Source organism: Agromyces laixinhei (assembly GCF_006337065.1).
Taxonomy (GTDB): Bacteria; Actinomycetota; Actinomycetes; order Actinomycetales; family Microbacteriaceae; genus Agromyces; species Agromyces laixinhei.
This window is the reverse complement of record NZ_CP040872.1, coordinates 879,878-901,467: the sequence shown is the minus strand read 5'-3', so window position 1 is coordinate 901,467 and position 21,590 is coordinate 879,878. Positions and strand designations below refer to the sequence as shown.

General features: G+C 65.6%; 13 protein-coding genes. 8 read left to right on the top strand and 5 right to left on the bottom strand.

Annotated elements, in window-relative coordinates; translation table 11 throughout:
* Positions 1-88: 88 nt before the first annotated feature.
* The 3 genes from FHG54_RS04280 to drmB are packed head-to-tail and all read left to right on the top strand — an operon-like array spanning position 89 to position 9,293.
* Entirely contained in the window at positions 89-4,321 is a 4,233-nt protein-coding gene (locus FHG54_RS04280; RefSeq protein ID WP_168197097.1) for a DEAD/DEAH box helicase, read from the top strand.
* Positions 4,318-7,521 carry a helicase-related protein gene (locus tag FHG54_RS17045; protein ID WP_338025704.1) on the top strand — a complete coding sequence of 1,068 codons (3,204 nt, stop codon included), beginning with the start codon at positions 4,318-4,320 and terminating at the stop codon, positions 7,519-7,521. Before FHG54_RS04280 ends, FHG54_RS17045 begins: the two co-directional genes overlap by 4 nt.
* Entirely contained in the window at positions 7,521-9,293 is a 1,773-nt protein-coding gene (gene drmB / locus FHG54_RS04270) for a DUF1998 domain-containing protein (protein ID WP_139416172.1), read from the top strand. The genes FHG54_RS17045 and drmB overlap by 1 nt, the downstream gene beginning before the upstream one ends.
* Here the strand turns inward: drmB and FHG54_RS04265 are convergent.
* Positions 9,184-9,669 (bottom strand): very short patch repair endonuclease, encoded by a 486-nt coding sequence (locus FHG54_RS04265; protein WP_233437934.1) that lies wholly within the window; start codon positions 9,667-9,669, stop codon positions 9,184-9,186. The two genes, drmB and FHG54_RS04265, sit on opposite strands and share 110 nt — an antisense overlap.
* Positions 9,670-9,800: 131 nt before the next feature.
* Here FHG54_RS04265 and FHG54_RS04260 point away from each other — a divergent pair, with 131 nt between their 5' ends.
* The 4 genes from FHG54_RS04260 (at position 9,801) to FHG54_RS04245 (ending at position 16,321) form a co-directional block, all read left to right on the top strand.
* On the top strand, positions 9,801-10,910 hold the full coding sequence (locus tag FHG54_RS04260) for a DNA cytosine methyltransferase (RefSeq protein WP_139416170.1): 1,110 nt from the start codon (positions 9,801-9,803) through the stop codon (positions 10,908-10,910).
* 78 nt (positions 10,911-10,988) lie between these two features.
* Positions 10,989-12,890: a GmrSD restriction endonuclease domain-containing protein gene (locus tag FHG54_RS04255; protein WP_139416169.1), complete on the top strand. Its 1,902-nt coding sequence runs from the start codon at positions 10,989-10,991 to the stop codon at positions 12,888-12,890.
* Positions 12,891-13,157: 267 nt separating this feature from the next.
* A complete protein-coding gene (locus FHG54_RS04250) occupies positions 13,158-14,675 on the top strand; it encodes a hypothetical protein (protein WP_139416168.1) in 1,518 nt (505 codons plus the stop codon).
* A 71-nt stretch (positions 14,676-14,746) separates the two neighbouring features.
* Positions 14,747-16,321, top strand: coding sequence for an SIR2 family NAD-dependent protein deacylase (locus tag FHG54_RS04245; protein ID WP_139416167.1), 1,575 nt, complete (start codon positions 14,747-14,749; stop codon positions 16,319-16,321).
* Here FHG54_RS04245 and FHG54_RS04240 read toward each other — a convergent pair.
* From FHG54_RS04240 to FHG54_RS04225, 4 genes are read right to left on the bottom strand one after another with little or no spacing between them, the layout of a single operon-like run.
* Positions 16,296-16,754 carry a hypothetical protein gene (locus FHG54_RS04240; RefSeq protein ID WP_139416166.1) on the bottom strand — a complete coding sequence of 153 codons (459 nt, stop codon included), beginning with the start codon at positions 16,752-16,754 and terminating at the stop codon, positions 16,296-16,298. The two genes, FHG54_RS04245 and FHG54_RS04240, sit on opposite strands and share 26 nt — an antisense overlap.
* A gap of 56 nt (positions 16,755-16,810) precedes the next feature.
* A complete protein-coding gene (locus tag FHG54_RS04235; protein ID WP_139416165.1) occupies positions 16,811-17,308 on the bottom strand; it encodes a 5' nucleotidase, NT5C type in 498 nt (165 codons plus the stop codon).
* 38 nt (positions 17,309-17,346) lie between these two features.
* The gene (locus FHG54_RS04230) at positions 17,347-18,108 is read right to left on the bottom strand and encodes a TY-Chap2 family putative peptide chaperone (RefSeq protein ID WP_139416164.1); all 762 of its coding nucleotides are present in this window, start codon (positions 18,106-18,108) and stop codon (positions 17,347-17,349) included.
* The gene (locus tag FHG54_RS04225; protein ID WP_139416163.1) at positions 18,105-19,556 is read right to left on the bottom strand and encodes an ADP-ribosylglycohydrolase family protein; all 1,452 of its coding nucleotides are present in this window, start codon (positions 19,554-19,556) and stop codon (positions 18,105-18,107) included. The genes FHG54_RS04230 and FHG54_RS04225 overlap by 4 nt, the downstream gene beginning before the upstream one ends.
* A 513-nt stretch (positions 19,557-20,069) precedes the next feature.
* Between FHG54_RS04225 and FHG54_RS04215 the strand changes: the two genes are divergently transcribed.
* Entirely contained in the window at positions 20,070-21,587 is a 1,518-nt protein-coding gene (locus FHG54_RS04215) for a plasmid pRiA4b ORF-3 family protein (RefSeq protein WP_168197096.1), read from the top strand.
* Positions 21,588-21,590 lie beyond the last annotated feature (3 nt).

Genomic DNA, 21,590 nt, shown 5'->3' with positions numbered 1-21,590 from the left:
TCTCGGGGTCTCCGACCACCCCCAGATCTTCAGCCGCTCGGTGAGCTTCGAGTTCAACGCTCCTGAGACCGCTGAACTCTTCGGCGGCATGGCGGCGCCCGACGGCCGTGTGCCGTTGATGAGAGTGCCGAGCCTCATCGACGCAGACGCCGCACGTACCGAAGATGCACACCTCGCAGAGTTGATGACCTGGGCGACCACGATCATCAAGCTGCCGCTGATGCGCGACGGTCAGCGGCTGCGCGAGGAGCTCAAAGAGTTCAAGACCCAGTCGCTCCTGTTCATGAAGTCGGTGTCGAGACTCAACGTCGTACTAGAAGGCAAGGGCGGTGTCCCAATCCCGGTGACGCATCGCCGCGAAGGGGATCTGAAGTCGGGCGAGGTCATACTGACCGGGCCCGCGAGCGAGCCGACGCCGTGGCTCTACGCTGAGCGCGAGTATCGACCAACTGAAGACGTGTTGAAGACCCTCACCGCAAACATGGCGCGGAAGACGATGACCGTCTCGTACTCGGTCCCCAAGCACGGCCAGACGGATCTCGGCGAACTCTGGGCCTGGTTTCCGCTGCGCGACAAGACCACGGCCCGCGGCATCTTCAACGCGCCGTGGCAGGTCAACGACGACCGGACCACCCTGCTTGCGACCAGTGCACTCAACGGCGAAATGCTTGATGTCTGTGCAGAACTGTTCCTCGACGTAGTCGTGCGATCAGCGCGAGACGACGACCCGGCTGCGCACCTCGACCTGTTTCCGTCCCGCCAGAACGAGTATCGAAGTGCTGCAGACCGCTGGCTGACGAATCGAATTCCCGAACTGGCCCGGGAGCGCCCGATCATCCCTGACCGGAACGGAACGCTTCGCACCAGGGACCACTACCGAAGCCTCCCACGCCTTGACGTGCCACACGTCCCCGCCGAGGCCATGAGATCGTGGCAGCAGATTGTGACACGTGACACCATTCCTCATTGGTCCGCCTTCACGACGCGAAGGGAGCGCATTTCACGACTGCGAATTCTGCTTCGCGACGCCGAGAAGAAACCCTCGCCGGCCGAGACGAACGCCACAGAGTGGCTCGAAGAGCTCGGGCACCTACGCACGGAAGAATCCGTCGCCGCGGCCCTGCGCATCTATCAGGTTCTCCGCAATGCAGGATTCTCGGACCAGATCGAGTCGGCCAGGATCATCCCGGTCGAGGGCGGAACCTGGGAGCGACTCTCGGCGCGCAAGGGCATCTTGATACCGCGGGAAGGCGCCCCGGCACCCGATGGCGTCCCCCTCATCGACGCGCGGTTTGCGAACGGGGAGGCGCGAGGGCTCCTCGAGGCCCTTGGCCTCTCGACAGTATCGACCGACCAGATCGCAACGGCTCTTGCGGCGCGGACGAGGCCGTCCTGGCGTGAGGAGGACTGGGGGAAGCTGTGGACAGCCTTGCTCCAGGCAACGCCGGCCGCCGCTTCGACGGCACTCGACGGATTACGCGACCGAGGTCTCGACGTCCTGGTACAAACGGCCGCCGGCCTGTGGCGCCCCGCCCACGAGATATTCGCGATCGACACCTGGGCGCCCACGCTCGCCGCTCGTCACGCAGGCGACCTCCATCGGGGGCGGAGAGACCTCTTGCAGTCGGCCGGGGCGCTCACCGAGGCCAGCCCGGACTGGGAACCTTGGCACGAGGCCGTCTATTCCGAGTACCGCGACTCGCAGTCGGAAGTCATCCGCAGGATGCTCCAGAAGGAAGGACACACGTCTCGGAGCATCGGGATCCCCGACCTGGTGAGTGCCGGCCCGCTGCAACTCCTCGTTGAACTCCAGGGCAACGAACCGGCGATCACCGCCTGGACGAACGCCCTGCTCCGTGTCCTGCCGTCCCTGACCGAGGTCGTGTCAGTTCGCCTCGACAGCACGGCACATGTCGCCGACATCACGATCGACTCGCCCGGCTGGTGGGCAATCCGCAAGTACGGGCGTATCGTCACAACCACCGGGTTGGAACGCGTGGACGACGCCGTCAGCAACGCAATGCGGAGCTACGGTGATTTCCTTCCGATCGCCGATCCGGATACGAGCATGTGCATCCCTCTCCCCCGAACGCTCGACCAGGTGCCCGATCGAATCCTTTCTACCGCGCTGACTCGGTCCGGGCAACGGGTCGAGTCAGCCGACACGGTGACGGAGCTCGCGGCAGAGGCGGCGCAAAGACGCACCATCGAGACCCCGAGCCGCATCCCCGCGGTCTCCCGCGGAGTCGTCATGCTGCACCGGCCCGCCGATGTGGTGCTCGCCGACTCAGATGAAGACCGGGCGATGCTCGATGAGCATGGCGTGGCCTACCTCGATGGAACGGTCGAGGGAGCAGCTGAGCTCGCCAAGTCGTGGGGGCTTCGTTCAAGCAACGAAGCACTTTCGCGGCAATTCAAGATCCGTGACGGCGGAGACGAGATGCCGTTGACCGACCGGTTTCCAAGCCTGCCCGGCCATGTAACGGCTCCCCTCGGGCGGGTCAGTATCCGCACCAGCCCTGCGATCCTGCGGCGCGTGACCACACCTGCAGGAACCATCGACCAGCGCTTGATGAGCCACCGCGACGACGAGGTCGTGATCCTTGACGACACGCTCGACGATCATGGGCAGCTCCGGGAGATCTCGAAGCAGCTCGACCTCGGACTCTCCCGAGACGACATCGCGGCCATCCTCGATCAAGACGACCGGATGCGGCGCAATGAACTCATCGCGAAGGTGATGGCCACCGGCGCGGTGCCTCAGAAGCTCCTGATGCTGTTCGGGCTTGGAGTGCTGAAGGGGGCGCTCCCCCAAGGGCTCCTCGAAGCCGTCGAGGAGAAGAACGGAAAGCGCGACGATGTCGAGGTCGCTGAACTCTACTGGCGAGTTCGCGGATATGACAGCCTCTGGTATCTCCGCGATATCCTCGAGGACCTCGGCCTGGCCGCGCCGACGAAATGGGCGGGGTCTGATCAGGCCCAAGCGTTCGTCGCCGGCCTCGGGTTCGCGACCGGCTACGCTGGCGCCAAAGAGGTCAAGCGCCCAGCCCTCCAGCAAGTACTCGGACGCATCGATCTCTCGCCGCTGCACGACTTCCAGGAACAGCTCGCCGGCGACATCCGCACCCATGTGCTTGAGACGGGGACCGACGGCCAGAGACAACGCGGCTTGCTGTACTTGCCGACGGGCGCGGGCAAGACCCGGGTGACGGTCGAGGCCGCGGTTCGGATGATGGTCGCCGACGAGCTGAACGGGCCCGTGCTGTGGATCGCGCAATCCCAGGAGTTGTGTGAACAGGCGATTCAGACATGGGCGGATGTCTGGCGCGCGATCGGCGACGAACGCGTGCTCGACCTGAGCCGGTTCTGGGGCGACTATGAGCTCGACGAGTCACGGGAAGAACTGCAGGTCGTGATCGCCACCGACGCGAAGCTGCACTCGCGCATCAAGGACGACGATCGAGCGTACCCGTGGCTGGCGAAGGCGTCGCTGGTGATCATCGACGAGGCACACAGGGCGGGTACGCTCACCTACACTTCGATCCTGCGCTGGCTCGGTATCGCCGCGGGGCGGGGCGGGCAGAGCAGGGCCAAGACCGCGAGGCCGTTGCTCGGGCTGACCGCGACGCCCTACCGTGGCCGCAACCCCGAGCTCAACCGTCTGTTCGCCGAGCGTTTCGGAAACAAGAAGCTCGAATCGCTCGATCCCGACGACCCCATCGGCCAGCTGCGACGCGCCGATGTGCTCGCTGAGGTCGATCACTACATCCTCGACGGAACCGCAGTCGAAGCGAACGCCGAAGACCTGCTCGGGTTCAACACGATGAAGGACGTCACGAAGTCGATGCTCGACCGTATCGGTCAGAACATGGACCGGAACAAGACACTCGTCGAAGACATCCTGACCCACGACACGTCGTGGCCCATTCTGGTGTTCTCGGCATCCGTGGCATCCGCGCACACCATCGCAGCGCTGCTCACGCTCGAAGGCGCGTCAGCAGCCGCGGTCGACGGCAACATGCGGGCGCAGGAACGGCGACGCGTCATCGAAGACTTCCGCTCGGGCAAGACGCAGGTGCTCGTCAATTGCGACCTGCTCACCCAAGGCTTCGATGCACCGAAAGTGAGGGCGCTCTATGTCGCACGCCCGACGTTCAGCCCCAATCGGTACCACCAGATGATCGGCCGGGGGCTGCGTGGCCCCAAGAACGGCGGCAAGGAGCGGTGTCTCATCGTCAACGTGGCCGATACGTTCGAGGAGTTCGGCGAACAGCTGGCCTTCACCGAATTCAATTACCTGTGGGAGATGCAGAACGCATGAGCAACGACGCACGCGACGAGTTCGTCGACCAATTGCGGCGAATGTGGCTCGGCCCCATCGGCGGCGCCGACGAGTTGCTGCCACGCAACCCGGTGTACGCCTACCTCGTCGGAACGCTGTATCCGGTCGAGGAAGGCGTGGCCGAAGCTGCTCCCGCCGTACTCGATGAAGACATCGAGGCCGGAGTGCTTCACCGCGAGGCGCCCGACGGCACCGAGCTGCTCGACGACGAGATCGATGTCAGCGGTGACCCGACCGACGAAGACGACGACCCTGGTCTGAGTCTTGTGGGTGCGTTCGGCTGGGCACCGCAGTCGATGGGCCTCTCGTTCATCCACGATGGACGCGACCTCATCGTCTCCATCGACGCCGGCGTCTATGCCCCCGAAGCCGAGGGAGACGACGATTCTGATCGGGAATCGTGGCGACGCCGGGATGTCTCGGAGACAGGCATTCGCGTACCCTCAACGCCGCACGGGAACGTCAGTGTGCTAGATGGGCGCGGAAGGCTCGCGTGGCGAACGCGCTCGGTCGGCGACAAGCAACTCACCACGATCGCCGTCTCGAACGCCGAGACGGCGGCAGCCGGAAAAGCCAAGTCCGATCCGGAGAAGTGTCTGTTCCAGGTGCGTATCCGCTGCGATGTCGAAGAAGGGCGCCTGCATCCCTACCCGACCAGCAACCCGGTGACCTCGTCGCGAGAAGACCGTGAACTCGAGTTGCGGTACCGCTCGAAGCCGACGTACGCGATCGGTCACGGCACCGCGGTCGTGTGGGACGACTCCGACGAACCCGGTCATGCAGCGACCGAGACCGTGCCACGTCAGGAAGTTCCGGCCGTGCGTGCGCGCGCCAGCGACCTGCGTGGGCTCGAGCTTGCCTGGCTCAGCGATGAGTCCGTAGGTGCCGCCGATCTCGGTCGCGGACTGCGCGACTTCCTCGCCGGATACGGAACGTGGATCGCCGACCGCGAACGAGAGGCCGAGACACTCGCACCGCGATTCGATGACCCGGCCCGAGACATCCTGGATCGGATGCGTGGCGCTCGGGATCGTATGGAGGAGGGAATCCGACTGTTGGAGCACGGCGGCACGGTGCTCACCGCATTCCGCTTGGCGAACCGGGCGATGCGCAGCCAGATGCTGCAACAGCGATGGACTCGCGATCACGCCGGGATGGTCGGCGTGCCGCTGTTGCCCGTACCTGAACCCGACGCGGCGGGCGAACCGAGGTGGCACCCATTCCAGCTCGGTTTCATCCTTCTCTCGCTCGCGTCGACTACCGACGCCGAACACACCGACCGAGAACTCGTCGACCTCATCTGGTTCCCCACCGGTGGCGGGAAGACCGAGGCCTACCTCGGGCTTGCCGCCATCGAAATGATCCGGCGCCGGCTCGACCGCAGCATCCACGGAGGCGGAACCGCGGTCTTGACCAGGTACACGATGCGACTGTTGACGGCCCAGCAATTCCAGCGAGCAGCCACGCTGATCTGCGCGCTCGAGCTGCTGCGAGAAGTCGACGACCGCCTGAAGGGCACACCGTCGTTCTCGATCGGACTGTGGCTCGGCAACACCACGACGCCGAACACGTACGAACAGGCTGCCGACCAGATGAAGCGGGTGCGGAAGGAGAAGACACCACAGAACCCCTTCCAGTTCCGGCAGTGCAGCTGGTGCGGGACGTCGATCATGCCTGACCGTCAGACCTCATACGACGAGCGCTACGGAGTGAGGGCGAGCAAGTTCTCGTTCGAATTCTTCTGCCCGCACGCGGAGTGCCCGTTCCATGCGAACCTGCCGGTGCAGGTCGTCGACCAGGGCATCTTCGAGAATCCGCCGACCATGCTCGTCGCGACGGTCGACAAGTTCGCCCGGCTGGCGTGGATCGATGATGGTGCATCGATGTTCGGTCTCGGCGGAGTGCCGCACGATCCGCCGTCTTTGGTGATCCAAGACGAGCTCCACCTCATCGCGGGCCCGCTCGGCACGATCGTGGGCATCTACGAAGCGGCGATTCGCGGGCTCATGTCATGGAACGGTTCGATGCCCAAGGTGATCGCGTCGACCGCGACGACGCGCGCGTCAGCCGACCAGATCCGAGAGCTCATGGCGTCCGAAGTCGCCGTGTTTCCACCGAGCGGTCTCGATGCCGATGACAGCTACTTCGCAGAGCCCGACCCCGATCGTGCCGGCCGAATGTACGTCGGCATCATGCCGCAAGCCCACACCCCCTCGTGGGCCCTCGGCCAGATCGCGACCGAGATGCTGAGCGCGCCGGTGGCACTCGGGATGACCGGGGCTGAACTCGACGCATACTGGACACTCGTCGTCTATCACAACAGCCTGCGCGAACTCGGCCGTACGGTGACCATCTTGCGCGACGACGTGCGCGCCGCGCTCGACCGCAAGTCGGTAACGGACGAGGCCGAGGCAACGCGGACGCTGGCGAAAGACGGCATCGAGGAGCTCAACGGGAACGTCTCCGCTGACGATCTCCTCCGCATCCTGGAGCAACTCGGCGAAGGCCCGGGGGGCGAAGGCCACCCGCTCGATGCGCTCGCGACGACCAACATCATGTCGGTCGGCATCGACGTGGGCCGGCTCGGCTTGATGCTCGTCAACGGTCAGCCCAAATCGACGTCCGAGTACATCCAGGCGACCAGCCGGGTCGGGCGCGGAAAGGTGCCTGGCCTCGTGGTCACGATGTACCGATCGGGCAAGCCGCGCGATCGCTCCGTGTTCGAGTCGTTCACGGCCTACCACCGGGCGTACTACCGCTTCGTCGAGCCCGGAACCGTGACGCCCTGGTCGCTCCAGGCACGGCGGCGAGCACTGCGAGCGGCGCTCGTCATCCTCATGCGCCATGGCGCAGGGCTGAACCTCAACGACAATGCGTCGCGCTTCGAGTCCGATGCGTCGGTCGTGAAGAAGGCGGTCTCCGTACTCAGTAGACACGTGAGGGTCGCGGATGCCCGCGAGGCGGAGGCCGTCGTAGATGAGCTGACGCGAGCGGTCGAGGATTGGGAGATCCGAGCGGAGGATACCGCCTTGAACGGCACGCCGCTCAAGTACCGATCACGAACACCTGCGGAGCGGCTGCTCAAGCAGTTCACCGAGCCTGGCGCGGGCTGGTCGACGATGAACTCGATGCGGTCCGTCGACCGCGTCGTGCGGGTGCGAGCGGATGGAGAGCGCTGATGGCAACGAAATCGAAGGTGATCCGGACGATCCGCCTGTCGGAGACCATCTCCCCGTTCGGGCCCGGTGCGCTCGTCGACATCCTCGGCGAATCGTTCATGGCGATGACCGGTGATGAATGGCCGCCATCGAAAGTACGCAATCCTGTGTACTGCGATCGGCTCGCGGTGAAGCTCAAGGTCGACGAGCTGTGGGCCGCGCCGAGTTCCGGCGAACCCGACGATCCCAAGACACCGGGGCTCGAATTCGCGCGATTCCCCGCTTGGTTGTTCTGTCAGGAATGCCGACGGATGACACGATGGATGCGAAGCATGGAAACGGGTTACGCGCCGCTCTGCCCCGACTGCGACGGCAGGCTCGTCCCGATGCGATTCGTCACGGTCTGCGCCACCAAGAGCCACGCCGCCGATGTGCCGTGGCCCGATTGGGTGCACCGCGCCGGATCGGGAGAATGCGACCGCAAGGACCGCCTGCGATTCCAACCGTCTCGGGGCGCGCATGAGGGTTTGAGCGCCCTCGAGGTCTCGTGCGATGCGTGCAAGACGATCCGATCGCTCGGCGACCTGCGCGGTGATGTGCTGGCGCGCGACGGGTTCACCTGTCGCGGAACGCAACCCTGGGAGCGGGAGTGGGGCAACTGCGGCAAACCGCTCGAAGTCTTGCAGCGTGGTGCGACGAGCCTGCATTTCGGCGAGGTCGTCTCGGCAATCGACATTCCCGAGGTCGACGGTCGAGCAGAGCAACTCGATGAGCAGATCCGAAAGCACCCGTATTGGCAGGCCATCCAGACGGGGAACGAAGCGATCATCGACATGCTCGTCGATGAGCTCGTGAACCTCCTCGATATCCCCGACTCAACGATCCGCCGCCGGATCGTCGCGCTGACCAGTGACGAACCTACGCTCCAAGACACCAAGCGATCGCTGCTCAGCGAAGAGTTCGAGGCCTTCATGGCCGCCCTCGACGGATCCGCGCCGGTCGAGGACTTCGTTACTCGCGTCGAGCCTCGATCGCCCTCGACGCCGGAAGGGATCGGCGACGTGGTTCTCGTCGACCGGCTGCGCGAGGTCAGGGCCTCCTTAGGCTTCCGGCGGTACAGCCCCGAGGCGAGCCTGGTGCCGTCGGTGCCGAAGCGACCGCTGGAGCGCAGCTGGTACCCGGCCGTCGAAGGATACGGCGAGGGGATCTTCATCCGATTCGATCCGGCCGCGGTCGACGAGTGGGCGGCACAGCCGACCGTTCAGGAGCGGGCGATACGAATCACCGACAACCAGAACGGGTCGCTCCTCGGGAGCCGACTCCACGAAACCAGCCCTCAGTTCCTCCTCCTCCACGCGTTCGCGCACTCAGTTATGCGAGAGCTCGCCTTCGTGAGCGGGTACTCTGCGCCGTCGCTCCACGAGCGCATCTATTGCGAGGGGGCAGGCGATTACGCCGTGTTCATCTACACGACGTCGACCGATGTCGAAGGCACCCTCGGTGGTCTCGCACGGCAAGGCGAGGCCGACTACCTGCCCGGCGTCGTTCTTCGTTCGTTGGAGCAGGTCGCTTGGTGTGCGAACGACCCAGTGTGTTCCGAATCCGATCCGCAGAGCATCGACGGGCTGAATCTCGCGGCGTGCCACGCGTGCCTTCTCGCCCCGGAGACGTCATGCGAGAGCTTCAATCTACTCCTGGACCGGATGATGCTGGTGGGAGGCGATGGAGTGCAGGGCTACTTCCAGTCGCTGGTCGAGTCGTCACTCGATGATTCGGTGCGTGCGATGTCCTGAGCTCCTCATAGACCGACCGAATGTGCGTGCCGACTCCTTCGGGGTAGGCACGCACATCGTGTTCCCAGATCCGCAGTACGGTCCACCCATGCGCACGGAGAAGCGCATCGGTCTCCCGATCGCGTCGACGGTTGGCCTCGACCTTGGCGTCCCAGTACGCCTGGTTCTTCGCAGGCCGCTGGTAGTGCGTTGTGCAGCCGTGCCAGAAGCACCCGTCGATGAACACCGCGAGCTTCACCCGGGTGAAGACGACGTCCGCGGTGCGCCGAACTCCTGGGACGGGGGTCGCATTCACGCGATACCGCATCCCCGCCGCGTGCAGCACGCGCCGCACGACGAGCTCTGGATTCGTATCGCGCCCACGATTGGCGACCATCGACCGGCGCGTACTTTCGGATGACGCCCACGAGGCGCCAGGTGCGCCCATCGCATCCCTCCAGAATCTGCATCTCGGCCGCGCCCGCGGTGCGACACAGGAGGTCGTAGCCGCCGGCTAGACTCAGGGAAATGCAACCCACGGCCCCCCATAATCCTCTCACCGCCGACGACGGGCGTGGTCTCATCCGTGTGCTCGACCTCTTCGCCGGGGCGGGTGGGCTGACCGCGGGTTTCCATTCCGCATCACCTCGCTTTCGAACGGTTCGCGCAGTAGAGATGGATCTCGCGGCCGCCGCGAGTTACGCAGCCACCTTCGGAGACGAAGTCGTCTATGCCGGCAGCATCCAGGACTGGCTCGCGAATGAGGCGGTTCCCGAAGTGGATGTCGTCGTGGGCGGTCCTCCGTGCCAGGGGTTCTCCACCCTGGGCAAACAAGATGTCAACGATGAACGCAACTTGCTGTGGCGCCAGTACGCAGAGACGATTCGTCGCGCGAAGCCGAAGTACTTCGTGGTCGAGAACGTCGCGGCATTCGCCAAATCGTCGCAGTTCGCCGACTTCCAATCGGCGACATCTCGCGGTGGCATTCTCGAGGAGTACGACTTCCGTCATGCGGTGCTCAATGCCGCGGACTTCGGCGCATTCCAGGCACGCAAGCGGGCTGTCGTCATCGGGTTCCATCGGGATCTCTTGTTCCCCGGATTCCCCACCCCGACTCATTTGAAAGCACATCGCACGGTTGAAGAGGCGTTCGACGGGATCTCCTGGACGCCGACGGAGACCGAGCTGCCCGCTCGTACGCTCGACTTCGGCGGCAGAACGTTCTCTGGTTCCTATCGTCCCGCTGAACTTCACCTCGACCGCGAGTATCGACAGATCTCGCTCGACCGATTCGCCGCCATCCCGCCTGGCGGAAACCGGTTCAACCTTCCCGACGAGCTCCTCGCCCCCTGTTGGCGTAAGCACAAGTCCGGCTCAGGCGACGTCATGGGTCGCCTGCACTGGGACCGACCGTCCGTCACGATCCGCACCGAGTTCTTCAAGCCGGAGAAGGGGCGATACTTGCACCCCCAGGCCGATCGTGCGATCACTCACTACGAGGCCGCCGTCCTCCAGGGGTTCCCCGATGACCACAAGTTCGTGGGGTCGAAGACCGCCATCGCTCGACAGATCGGCAACGCCGTGCCTATTCCATTGGGCGCGGCGATCGGCATGGTATTGGCCGCCCGCCTCGAGTAGGCGACGGGAAGGCGCGCCCCGCTACTCTCGCATTGCACTGCGCCGGGTTACAGAGTCGGGTTACAGAGAGGTGAAGTCGTGAAGGTCAGCGATCTTCTGCATCAGGTCGATTCCGGTGATATCGCACTTCCTGAGTTTCAGCGAGGTTACGTCTGGAACGGCGATCAAGTTCGAGGACTGTTCACATCGCTCTACCGGGGATACCCCGTCGGCGGATTCATGACGTGGATCACGCCTGCGGCCGGCGCGAGTGCCCGTGGCGGTGTCTCCACGGATGGAACGGTGAAGCTGCTTCTCGACGGGCAGCAACGTGTGACCTCCCTCTACGGGGTTATCCGCGGCGCTGCACCCAAGTTCTTCGAGGGAAACGCCAAAGCATTCATTGACTTGTACTTCAACGTCGCCGATCAGAACTTTGAGTTCTATGCACCCGTAAAGATGAAGTCGGACCCTGCGTGGGTCGACGTGAGCAGGCTCTTCCTTGAGGGCCCCGGCGCGTTCCTACCGGCGATGATGCAGCTCGCCGACGGTGACGCAAAGCAGCAGGCCGAGTATTTCAACCGCCTGATGGCGCTCGCGAACATCGACAAGCGCGATTTCCATATCGAAGAAGTCGTGGGCCCGGACAAGACCATCGACATAGTCGTCGACATCTTCAACCGTGTCAATTCGGGTGGGACGAAGCTTTCGAAGGGTGACCTGGCTCTTGCGAAGGTGTGTGCTTCGTGGCCAGAAGCACGGCAAGAGTTCAACGCTGTCCTTGACCTCTGGCGAAAGGCGGGCTTCACCTTCAAGCTCGATTGGCTCCTTCGGGTCGTCAACGGCATCGTCACCGGCAACGCACCGTTCACCGCGCTTGCGAACACTCCGATCGTCAATGTGCAGGAAGGCCTCAGGAAAGCGCAGCGGTATGTCAGCGGCTGGTTGGACGTCATTTCGGGTCGCCTGGGACTCGATCACGATCGAGTGCTGTTCAGCAAGTACGCTCTCGTTCTTCTGGCGCGCTACTCCCACCTCCACGGAGGCAAGCTTCCGGATGCCGCGGCGCAGAGCCGACTCTTGGCCTGGTACATCCACACCGGAATGTGGGGACGATATGCAGGCTCATCGGAGTCAGCATTGGCTCAAGATCTCGAAGCGGTCGAAAGAGATGGCGTCGACGGGCTCTTCGGGACGCTTCGCCAGTCACGCGGTGACCTCGCGGTTCGAGAGAGTGATTTCGCAGGAAACTCGATGGGATCTCGCTTCTATCCGACCCTCTACCTGCTGACCCGGACTCACATTGCACGCGACTTCGGAACCGGGGTGGCTCTCTCGAGCTCTCTGCTTGGGCACAACACCTCCTTGGATGTGCACCACATCTTCCCGAAAGCCCTGCTCTATGCAGCGGGATACAGCCGCGGCGAAGTCAATGCCGTCGCCAACTTCTGCTTCCTAACGAAGCACACGAACATCAGCATGAGCGCCACCCCTCCGGCCGAGTACATGCCGCGAGTCGAGGCCGATTTTCCCGGAGCCCTTTCGAGTCAATGGGTGCCGGAGGATCCGCAACTGTGGAACGTGGAACGATTCCGGGAGTTCCTAGCGTCGCGTCGCGAACTGCTCGCAAAGGCGATGAATGACTTCCTGAAGGATCTGGAGTCCGGCCACGGAGCACAGTCCGAGCTCGTGCGTGGTGCGGCTGTCACGTTGGCTGAGGAAGAGCGCGACGCCGAGGATACCGAGCTGAAAGACCTCGTCGATTGGATGGTCACGGAGGGTTACTCCGCTCCCGATATGGGGACGGAGGTCGTGGATGACGACACGGGCGTCATTCTCTGCAACGCCGACGCCCTTTGGGCGAACGGACTGCAGGAAGGTATTGGAGAACCCGTCCTGCTGGAACGAGACGAGCCTGATGCTGTCGAAAGGCTCAAAGTCCTCGGGTACGAGGTATTCACAACGGTCGCAGCGCTGCGGGAATACGTATCGAGGCGGTGATACCGCCGATGACCGCGCGCCACGGAAGGCATGCCGCCTCACCGCACCGAGTTGGAAGGCAAGCACTGCGCTTCCGGTGGCGTCAGCCAGCCGTCGCCCGGGCGAACGTCCCTACGACGTGAGGACTCCACGTCGGCGCGTCCGGAGTTCGCGGCGTAACCACGCGCGTCTGCATACTACGATCACTTCAGCCGAACAAGGAGAGCTCGCATGTCCGCGTCAGAAGAAGCACCAAGCGCAACGGTAGCGACCACTCGGGATGACTCGATGGTCAGCCTGGTCGAGATCGAGCCCGGCCTCGCCGTGCTCTTCGCGGACCAGCCGCCCGCCGACCTCGACTTCACGCCTTTCGAGATGATGAGCGCCCAAACGAGCAAGGCCCTGACCGATCAGCTCGCCATCGCTTCGGGCATCGGCAATGTGGCGGCACAGGGTGCCCAGGGTGCGGTCTCAGCTCAGGGGTTGGTGCGTCTGGCGCCCGAGAGCGTGGAATTGCTCAAGACGTTCCAACCGATGACGTCAGGCGGCTGGAATCTGGGCCCCATCGTCGACGGTTCGGGGAAGATCGTCGCCCAGGCGCGCTACGCGCCGGTCGTCGCAGCGCAGAGCGCTGCGATGCTCACCGCTCTCGGTCCGGCGATTGCGCTCCTGCAGATACAGATGCAGCTCGAGTCGATCTCGCGTCGAATCGACGAGAACATCGAACTCACTCGGGACGTCCTCCGAGCGCTTCACGAGGACCAGTGGGCGACACTGCTCGGTCTGCACGAGACAACGGTGAGGGCCGTACGTGAGGCCAAGGCGGTCGGCGCCGTCAATGACCACATCTTCGCCTCCATCGCGACAAAGGATGCCGACCTGCGCAAGCAGCGACACCTTTTCATGTCGCTCGTCCGAGGGCATCTCAAGGCGCTCGACGCTGACGCCGCGGGCCGTCGCGTCTACATTCAGAAGAACATCGAGCAGATCATCGCCGACACGCACGGCGTGCTCATGGCCGAAGGGTCTTGGCATCGCTCGCAGGTGCTGCGCGCCGCCCACATCATCCGTGACGAGGCGAATGCCGTCGAGAATGAACGACTTCTCGCCGAACTCGTTGCCGAGACGAAACGCGAGCACAGCGAGGCCATGAGCGACATCGCGCGACTCCTCGCGGACATCGAACGTCAGTGCCGTCTGATGGCGGAGCTGCCGGGTGAACGCAGCCTGCCATTCACCACCAAGCGTCGGAGCATCCGCGACGCCGTCGCCATGGCCGAGGCGTTGTCTGAGCAAGTCGCGGCACTCCGCAATCGTGTCCACACTCGACCTGATCCGCTGGATCCGCCCGTGGCGGTGTTCAAAGAGGCCACGCCCGACGAGGTTCTGCGGGTTCTTCGTTGGGTCGTGCCCGGCGAAGCCCGACTGTTGGCCCTCGCCGACGTCAATCTCGACCGCCTCGTCGGTGACAACGCCTACATCGGCGTGACGCCCGAACACTTCTTCATCTCGACGCAGAGCGCGGTGCGCAAGCAGGGCATGATCGAGCGCGAGTTCCCCCTCTCGGACATTCGCTACGTGCGATTCCGCGAACGCGACAAACAGGGCCCTGTGCTGGACGTCATCACCAAGGACGAGAACGTCAGGCTCACCTTCGACGATTGGGCCGGCAAGGGGCAAGGGCTCGACGACGCCCGCCGACTCGGCAATCTGCTTGCCGCAGCGATGGAGCTGCCCGAAGACGAGCGACGCACCGACCCACTCTTGACCGACGAGTCCTCGACGGATCGGGCGATCGCCCAGTAGCCCAGGAAAGCGGGGCCGATCCCGTCGCACTATGGCCGGCCCACAGACACCATCACGAGGTATTTCCCTACATGCCCGATAGCGCACCACGTAGTCACGTCTTCATCATCCGCGGCGACATCACGAACCTCGCCTGCGACGCCTGGCTGCTTCCGAGCGATTCGCGGATGGAGGTGGCCGATGCGTGGCTCAGTGCAGTTCCGGATGCCGCGGGGCGCCTCCCAGCCGCCGCACGTCGTGCCATCGACCGAGACGAGATCCTCGCTGCCAGGCTCGACACGCACGAAGGTGATCCGGTGCCGATCCTCACGACCGTGCCGTTGTATGGCGTTCGTCAGACCGACGACCTTCGACCCGCGGTGCGAGCGTTTATCGAGGCCGGAGCGGCTGCTCCGCATTACACCAAGCGACCCACGCGGCTCCTCGCGATGCCGTTCTTCGGCGCTCAGGGCGGCGGTGGCTCGGCGTTGCGCGGCGACATCCTGCGAGTACTTCTCGATGAAGCCGGTTCCACGGCCGAGCGCCTCGGCGTCGACGTGGCGCTCGTGCTTCGAGACGAGAAGGCGTACGCGCTCGCACAACACGTGCGACGCACGGAGCATGGATGGGAAGGGCTCGACCATGCACTCGTGGAGAAGGCCCGCACCCTCGGCGACCATGCCAAGGCGGGCAGACTCGTGCCCTTCATGGGTTCGGGCGTCAGCGTGTCCGCGGGCGCTCCGGTCTGGAGCGAGCTTCTCCGAAGGCTCGCCCACGACGCCGGCCTCGACGACGTCGAACGCGAACAGCTCTCGAATCGGGATCCGCTCGATCAGGCGGCCCTTCTCCGCGCCGCGTTCGAGGCACGTGATGGCACCGCGAAACACGCATTCTCCGCAGCCGTCGCACAGCACGTCGAACGGAAACGATACGGGCTCGCCCCCGCGCTTCTCGCCTCACTCGACTCCGAGCAGGCCATCACGCTGAACTACGACACCCTCTTCGAGCAGGCCGCAAGGGATGCCGGCCGACCACGCATCGTGCTTCCCGACGAGTCATCCGTGCGCGATGACTGGCTTCTGAAGCTGCACGGCAGCGTGACGAATCCGGAGACGATCGTGCTCACCCGCGACGACTACCTCGGGTTCAACTCCGGTCGTGCGGCACTCAGTGCGCTCGTGAAGGCGACGCTCATGACGCGACACCTGCTGTTCGTGGGCTTCGGGCTGCGCGACGACCATTTCCACGAGATCGCACACGATGTACAACGCGCAGTCGACGGCAAGGCGCACCTCGGCACGGTGCTCACCCTTGCATCCGACCCGCTCGACGAGAAGCTCTGGCAGGGTCGATTGGACTTCATCTCGATGTCGCCTTCGGAAGCAGCCTCCATGGATCCGTCGGCTCAGCGTGCCGACGCTGCCCGGAAGCTAGAGATCTTCCTCGACATCGTGCTCGCCTATGCGAGCGACGGGCACTCCTACCTTCTGGACCCCGACTTCGCACACGCGCTGACGCCGGCCGAACTCCACGTGCGCGACCTGCTTATGCGTCTCGCTCGAGACGCCGACGAATCCGCGCACGAAACCGCCGCTTGGGCGCGGGTGGATGTGCTGCTCGGTGAACTCGGGGCCGAGCGCATCACAGGTTCATCCCCAACGCGATGATGAAGTCGGCATCCGTCCTAGTCCACCGAGTCATCTGTTGGTTTCGAGGGTTCGCGCCACCCACATACCGCAGGTATGCGGCCCGATCTTCATTCGAAACCGTGCCCGAATCGATATCCGTGACTACGAACTCTGTCGAGCGACGGTGCAACTCGTGAGGGACAATGGCGAGCCAGAGCTCATCCTGCATCCGCCCGAGCCACCAGACGGATGCGACCTCGCTCTCGGCGGGGAAAAACCGGCTCTCACCACGAGCAGTCATCAGCTCGAATCGCCCGCTGTCGGGATCCATGGACATCAACCTGATCCCGCGCCAGGCAGCCCGATCCGCTCCGTTCAGACCGAACGCACAGAAGTACAGGTCGCCGTCCTCGCCGACAACTTCGCGCAGGCGGCACATGACCGGATCTCGATGCCAGATCGGCTCGGGCACCACGAGGTATTCTTCGGTGTCGCAAGCCTGCTGTTAAGGCGTCAGAGCTGGATCGATCATTCGTCGACTCCGGCGTCGATTCGCGACTGCCCATTCGCCAACAGATACCCCGTAACATCCGCCCACGTCTCGTATGGCGCCACGCCGAACTGCAGCCATTCGCCCTCGAACTCCGAAGCGCCGCGCGCGGCGCGGTCGTCGATGAGGTAGTCGCCGCGGTTGAGGTGCTTGTGGTGCGACAAGATGAGGCGCTTGTACGCGGGGCCCGAGGCATCCGTCGCGAGGTGCTTCTGCACCCAGAGCAACTTGTCGCTCCAGGCCGACGGGTTGTTCCACGGCGCCGTCGACAGGATGTAGACGTCGTACTCCTTCGACAGTGCGTTGAACGCATCAACGGCGCCCGGCATCGCGTCCATCAGCGCGAAGATGCCCGGGATGTCGTCGAGATCGGATTCGTCGGTGTCGCGGTCACGCGCCGGGTCGAGGCGCGGCAGCGCCGAGCGGAAGTCGACGAGCGTATTGTCGAGGTCGATGTAGACGATCTTCTTGGTCATAGGGTTCTGCGTTCCTTTCGGAGGGGGTTGTCAATACGTCAGGGCAGCCATGGCCCGACGATCTGCATCATCGTGAGCGTGAGGTTGTCGTTGATCTCGCGATACATCGGCAGCAGCTCCTTCGCGCCGTCGAGCGTGTGTGCGACGCCCGCGAGGTCGAACACGACGGCCGGCACGTGGTTGCGCATGAGCGCGATCATCGGCGCCTGGAAGACGACCTGGCCCCGTTCTTCGACGGCAAGTTGCGCAGCCAGCGCGCGCAGGTATCCGCCCGCGGCATCCGGAATCGTCGGAAAGTGCGAGAACACCGGATGCCGCTCGAAATCGGTGTCGAAGTCGAAAGCCACCTCTTCGGCATACCAGTCGTGCCGGTCGTTCACTCCCGCGGCGAGCGCGGCGGCTAATACCCGGTACACGATCGAGCGCGCCGTGGTCGCGGGTGTGTTCATCGGCACGCCGAGGCCCGACTCGACCTCGATGCGCTTCACGATCTCGTGCGCGTTGCCAGGCGCCATCATCTCGATCCAGCTGATGGTGTGCACCTCGTCGCCGAGCTTGAACTTCGCTCCGCCCACCAGATCGAACTGCACGCGGTAGGCGTCGGGTTCGTCGTAGACGAGCACGAGCCGGTAGCCGTCGGGCGCCTGGACGGTGCCGGCACGCAGGTGCGGATGCCGCCGGCAGAGCTCGCTGACGATCCACCACGTCTGCGCGAGCAGGAACCGGTCGGCGGGCGGGTAGTAGTCCTCGAGCACGTCGTTCGCGCTCGCCCCGTCGTCGTTCATCCCTGATCCGTTCATGCCTGCTCCTTTACGCTCATCCGCTCCACCACCTCGGTGAACCACGGCTGCGGGGCACCGTGCGGCAGCGCAGCCGTGACCTCGGCGAGCGCCCGCGTGGCGGGAACCCCGAGGTGCCGCACCGAGTACGCCGCCGCGATGGATGGGGTGCGGCTGCGGGCCTCGAAGCAGTGCAGGTACACGCTATGGCCCTCCGCACGCAGTGCCGCGATGGCGTCGGCCGTGTCGGCGAAGACGGCGTCGAGGTCGAGGTTGTTCGAGGCGCCGGGCTTGTCGACGAGCCACACCTCGTGGTGCACTCCGACGTGCTGCGGCACCTGGTCGGCACCCACCCGGCAGAGCGACACCACCGCCGATACGTCTGCGGGCAGCCGGTCGAGACCGCGCAGGTCGCCGAGCCACACGCCGTCGTCGTGCGGGTGCCGCACGAGGGTGCCCGTGCGGGGCGTCGCGAACCGGTCGCCGCCCGGCCAGCCGTCGCGATCGTTCGCCCCGCCTCGCGCCGCGAGCACGGCGAGCTTCACGAGCCCGTCGGCGTCGAGCGCCGCGGCATCCGCCCCCGACCAGCCGTGCAGGTGCCGCCGCCACGCGAACGGCACCGCGCTCGCGCCGTACCTGGCGCCGGCGAGCGAGCCGGCGATCGCCGCGACCGTGTCGGTGTCGTTGCCGCAGCGCACGGCGCGCTCGAGCACCCCGGCGAGGGTGTCGGCGCCCACGATCGCCGCCCATGCGGCCTGCAGCGCGGCCACGACCCATCCGTTGCTGCCGGGGATGTCACGCGGATGCAGCCGCTCCGCCGTATCGATGAGCTCGTGCCAGCGCGCACGGCGCCCTGCCGGCAGCACATCGATCGGGCCGCGCAGGTCGAGCTCGCCCGTGCGGATCGCGTGCCGGATCGCGAGCGACCAGATCGCACACGCGTCACCCGCGTCGGTCTCGAAGTGCGTGAGACCAGAAAGACTGCGAGCGGATGCCGCGAGCGCGGCCTCTCGGCCATCGGCGAGGTAGCCCAGGGCCAGGGGCCCGGTGCGCATGAGCGAGCCGTTTCCGGCGGAGCGACCCGTCGCGTCGTGCACGGCACGGGCGGCGTCGCGGGCGGCGGCAGCCGAGGCATCCGTCGCTCGACCGAGCACCTGCCGGGTCTGGATGCCGACGTCTTTCGCGGTGCGCGCCCAGTCGCACCACTCGGCGACGATGCCGCCCTGGACGGCCTCGTCGTCGAGCGACGCGCCCCGGGCGAGCGCCCGCAGCACGGGGATGGCCATGCTCGTGTCATCCGTCCACTCGCCGAGCTGCCACGGGCCACCGGCCTTCATCACGATCGCGACGTCGTCGGGCACCGAGGGGCGGAACTCGTAGGGCGCGCCGAGCGCGTCGCCGGCGGCGGAGCCGAGCACGGCGCCCGCGGCGCGATCGAGCTGCACGGGCGTGAGGTGGAGAGGATTCATGGGGCTCCTTCGGGTCGGTCGGGATTCTTCGTTCGGCGTTCGAGTTGTGCCGCAGGCGTTCGGCACCTCGGCACTTCGGCACTTCGGCACCGCGTTTCGCGGGGCACGCGAACGCCCGACGGCCAGCGCACCGACCCCGTGCGCAGAATGAAGTACGAGGCCCGTTCAAGGCACGAGCACGCCGATCGGCACGACGAGCACTCCATCTTCTCGCGTGTCGGCGTATCCCCGATAGCGGTGATGACCATGCAGGCGCGAGGTGCGCCCGAACGCGACACGTCGACCGACGCACGAATGCTCCGGCACTTCGGCACTTCGGCACTCCGGCACTTCGGCACTCCGGCACTTCGGCACTTCGGCACTTCGGCACTTCGGCACTTCGGCACCGGGTTCTCACGCGCCCCTCCCGGCCGCGGCGGGACGGCATGCACGGACCCGGCTCGTCGGCGACCCGAAATTCACGGCCCTGGTTCATCGACCACGGGACATCCGCCCCTCTGGCAGACTGCTTCGGTGACTTCACGCGAACGCTTCCGCCTGCGCATTTCCCTGCTCCGCAGCTCGCCCGAGATCTGGCGCACCATCGACGTCGACGGTGCGCTGCGGCTCGATGAGCTGCACGACGCGATCCAAATCGCGATGGGATGGCGCGACAGCCACCTCCACGAATTCACCGAGACCGACCCGCACCCGCAGGCGCGGGGGCTGCCGCAGATCGGCCGCCCGGTCCGACGGTGGATGCCCGACGACCAACTCGCCGAGGAGCAGCACGACGCCGAGTTCACCGCCCGGTTCGGCGGCCCGCTCGACGCGCTCGGCCGCACCGGCCCCGCCGAACAGCTGATCGACGAGCACGAGGCCGATGTGGCATCCGTCTTCGATCAGAGCGGCGGCCCCATCTACTACTGGTACGACTTCGGCGACGACTGGTGGCACCTGATCGAGCTCATCGAGCGCGAAGGCGTCGACGCGCCTGGCGCGTCGCAACCGAAGTGGGAGCGGCGCGTCGAGCTCGTCAGCGGCGATCGCCGCGGGCCGTTCGAGGACTCGGGCGGCGTGCACGGCTACGACCAGCTCGTCGAGAGGCTCGCCGACGACCGGGCCCCCGAGCACGCCGAGGCGGCCGGCTGGGTGGCGTTCACGACGTGGCCGGATGCCTTGCCGCAACCGTTCGACCCCGAAGCATTCGACCGCGACGGGGTCGATGACGAGTTGCGCCTGCGCTTCGAACTCGGGAGCGACATGTCGGGGCTCGTGCTCGGCCGAGACGACGATCCGGTCGACGAGACCGCGCCGCTCGTCGAACTGCTCACCGCGCTGGCGCCGCCGTTGCGCAGCGTGCTGCGCCGGCGGCTGCGCGCTGCCGGCGCACTCGACCCGGTCGTCATCGACATCGACACGGCCGAACGCATGGTGCGCCCGTTCACGTGGCTGCTTCGTCGCGTCGGTGCCGATGGGCTCACCCTGACGAAGGCGGGGTGGATGCCTCCGGCCACCGTGCGCGAGGGGATGACCGCTCTCGGCTGGATCGACGAGTGGTTCGGCACAGCCAACCGAGAAGACAACACGAGCCCGATCCGCGAGCTGCGCGCGGCGGCCCGCACGTTCGGACTCGTTCGCGTCGCCAAAGGGCGCCTGCTGCGCACCGCCAACGGCACGAAACTGGCTGACGACCCGATTGCGCTCTGGCGCTTCATCGCCACCGCCCTCGTCGAACGCCGACGCGGTGAGGCCGATCGCCTCGCGGCGATGCTCGTGGCCGTCGAGGTCGCGTGCGGCGGTGACGGCGAACTCCAGCCACTGAGCAGCGCCGTCGCCCGCGGCCTCGACGCGCTCGGATGGCGACGGCCCGACAACTGGCCGCTGGCTGCAGACGACGCCCGCTACCTGGTGCGCCCGATCTGGTACACGCTCGGTCAGCTCGCGGTGTTCGGCCCCGACCACGACCGAGTGTTCGCCTGGCCGCTCCCGCCACGTCCGCCGGTGGCCGAGGGGCGTGCGTTCGCGAGGGCGATGCTCGGGATACGGTAACGC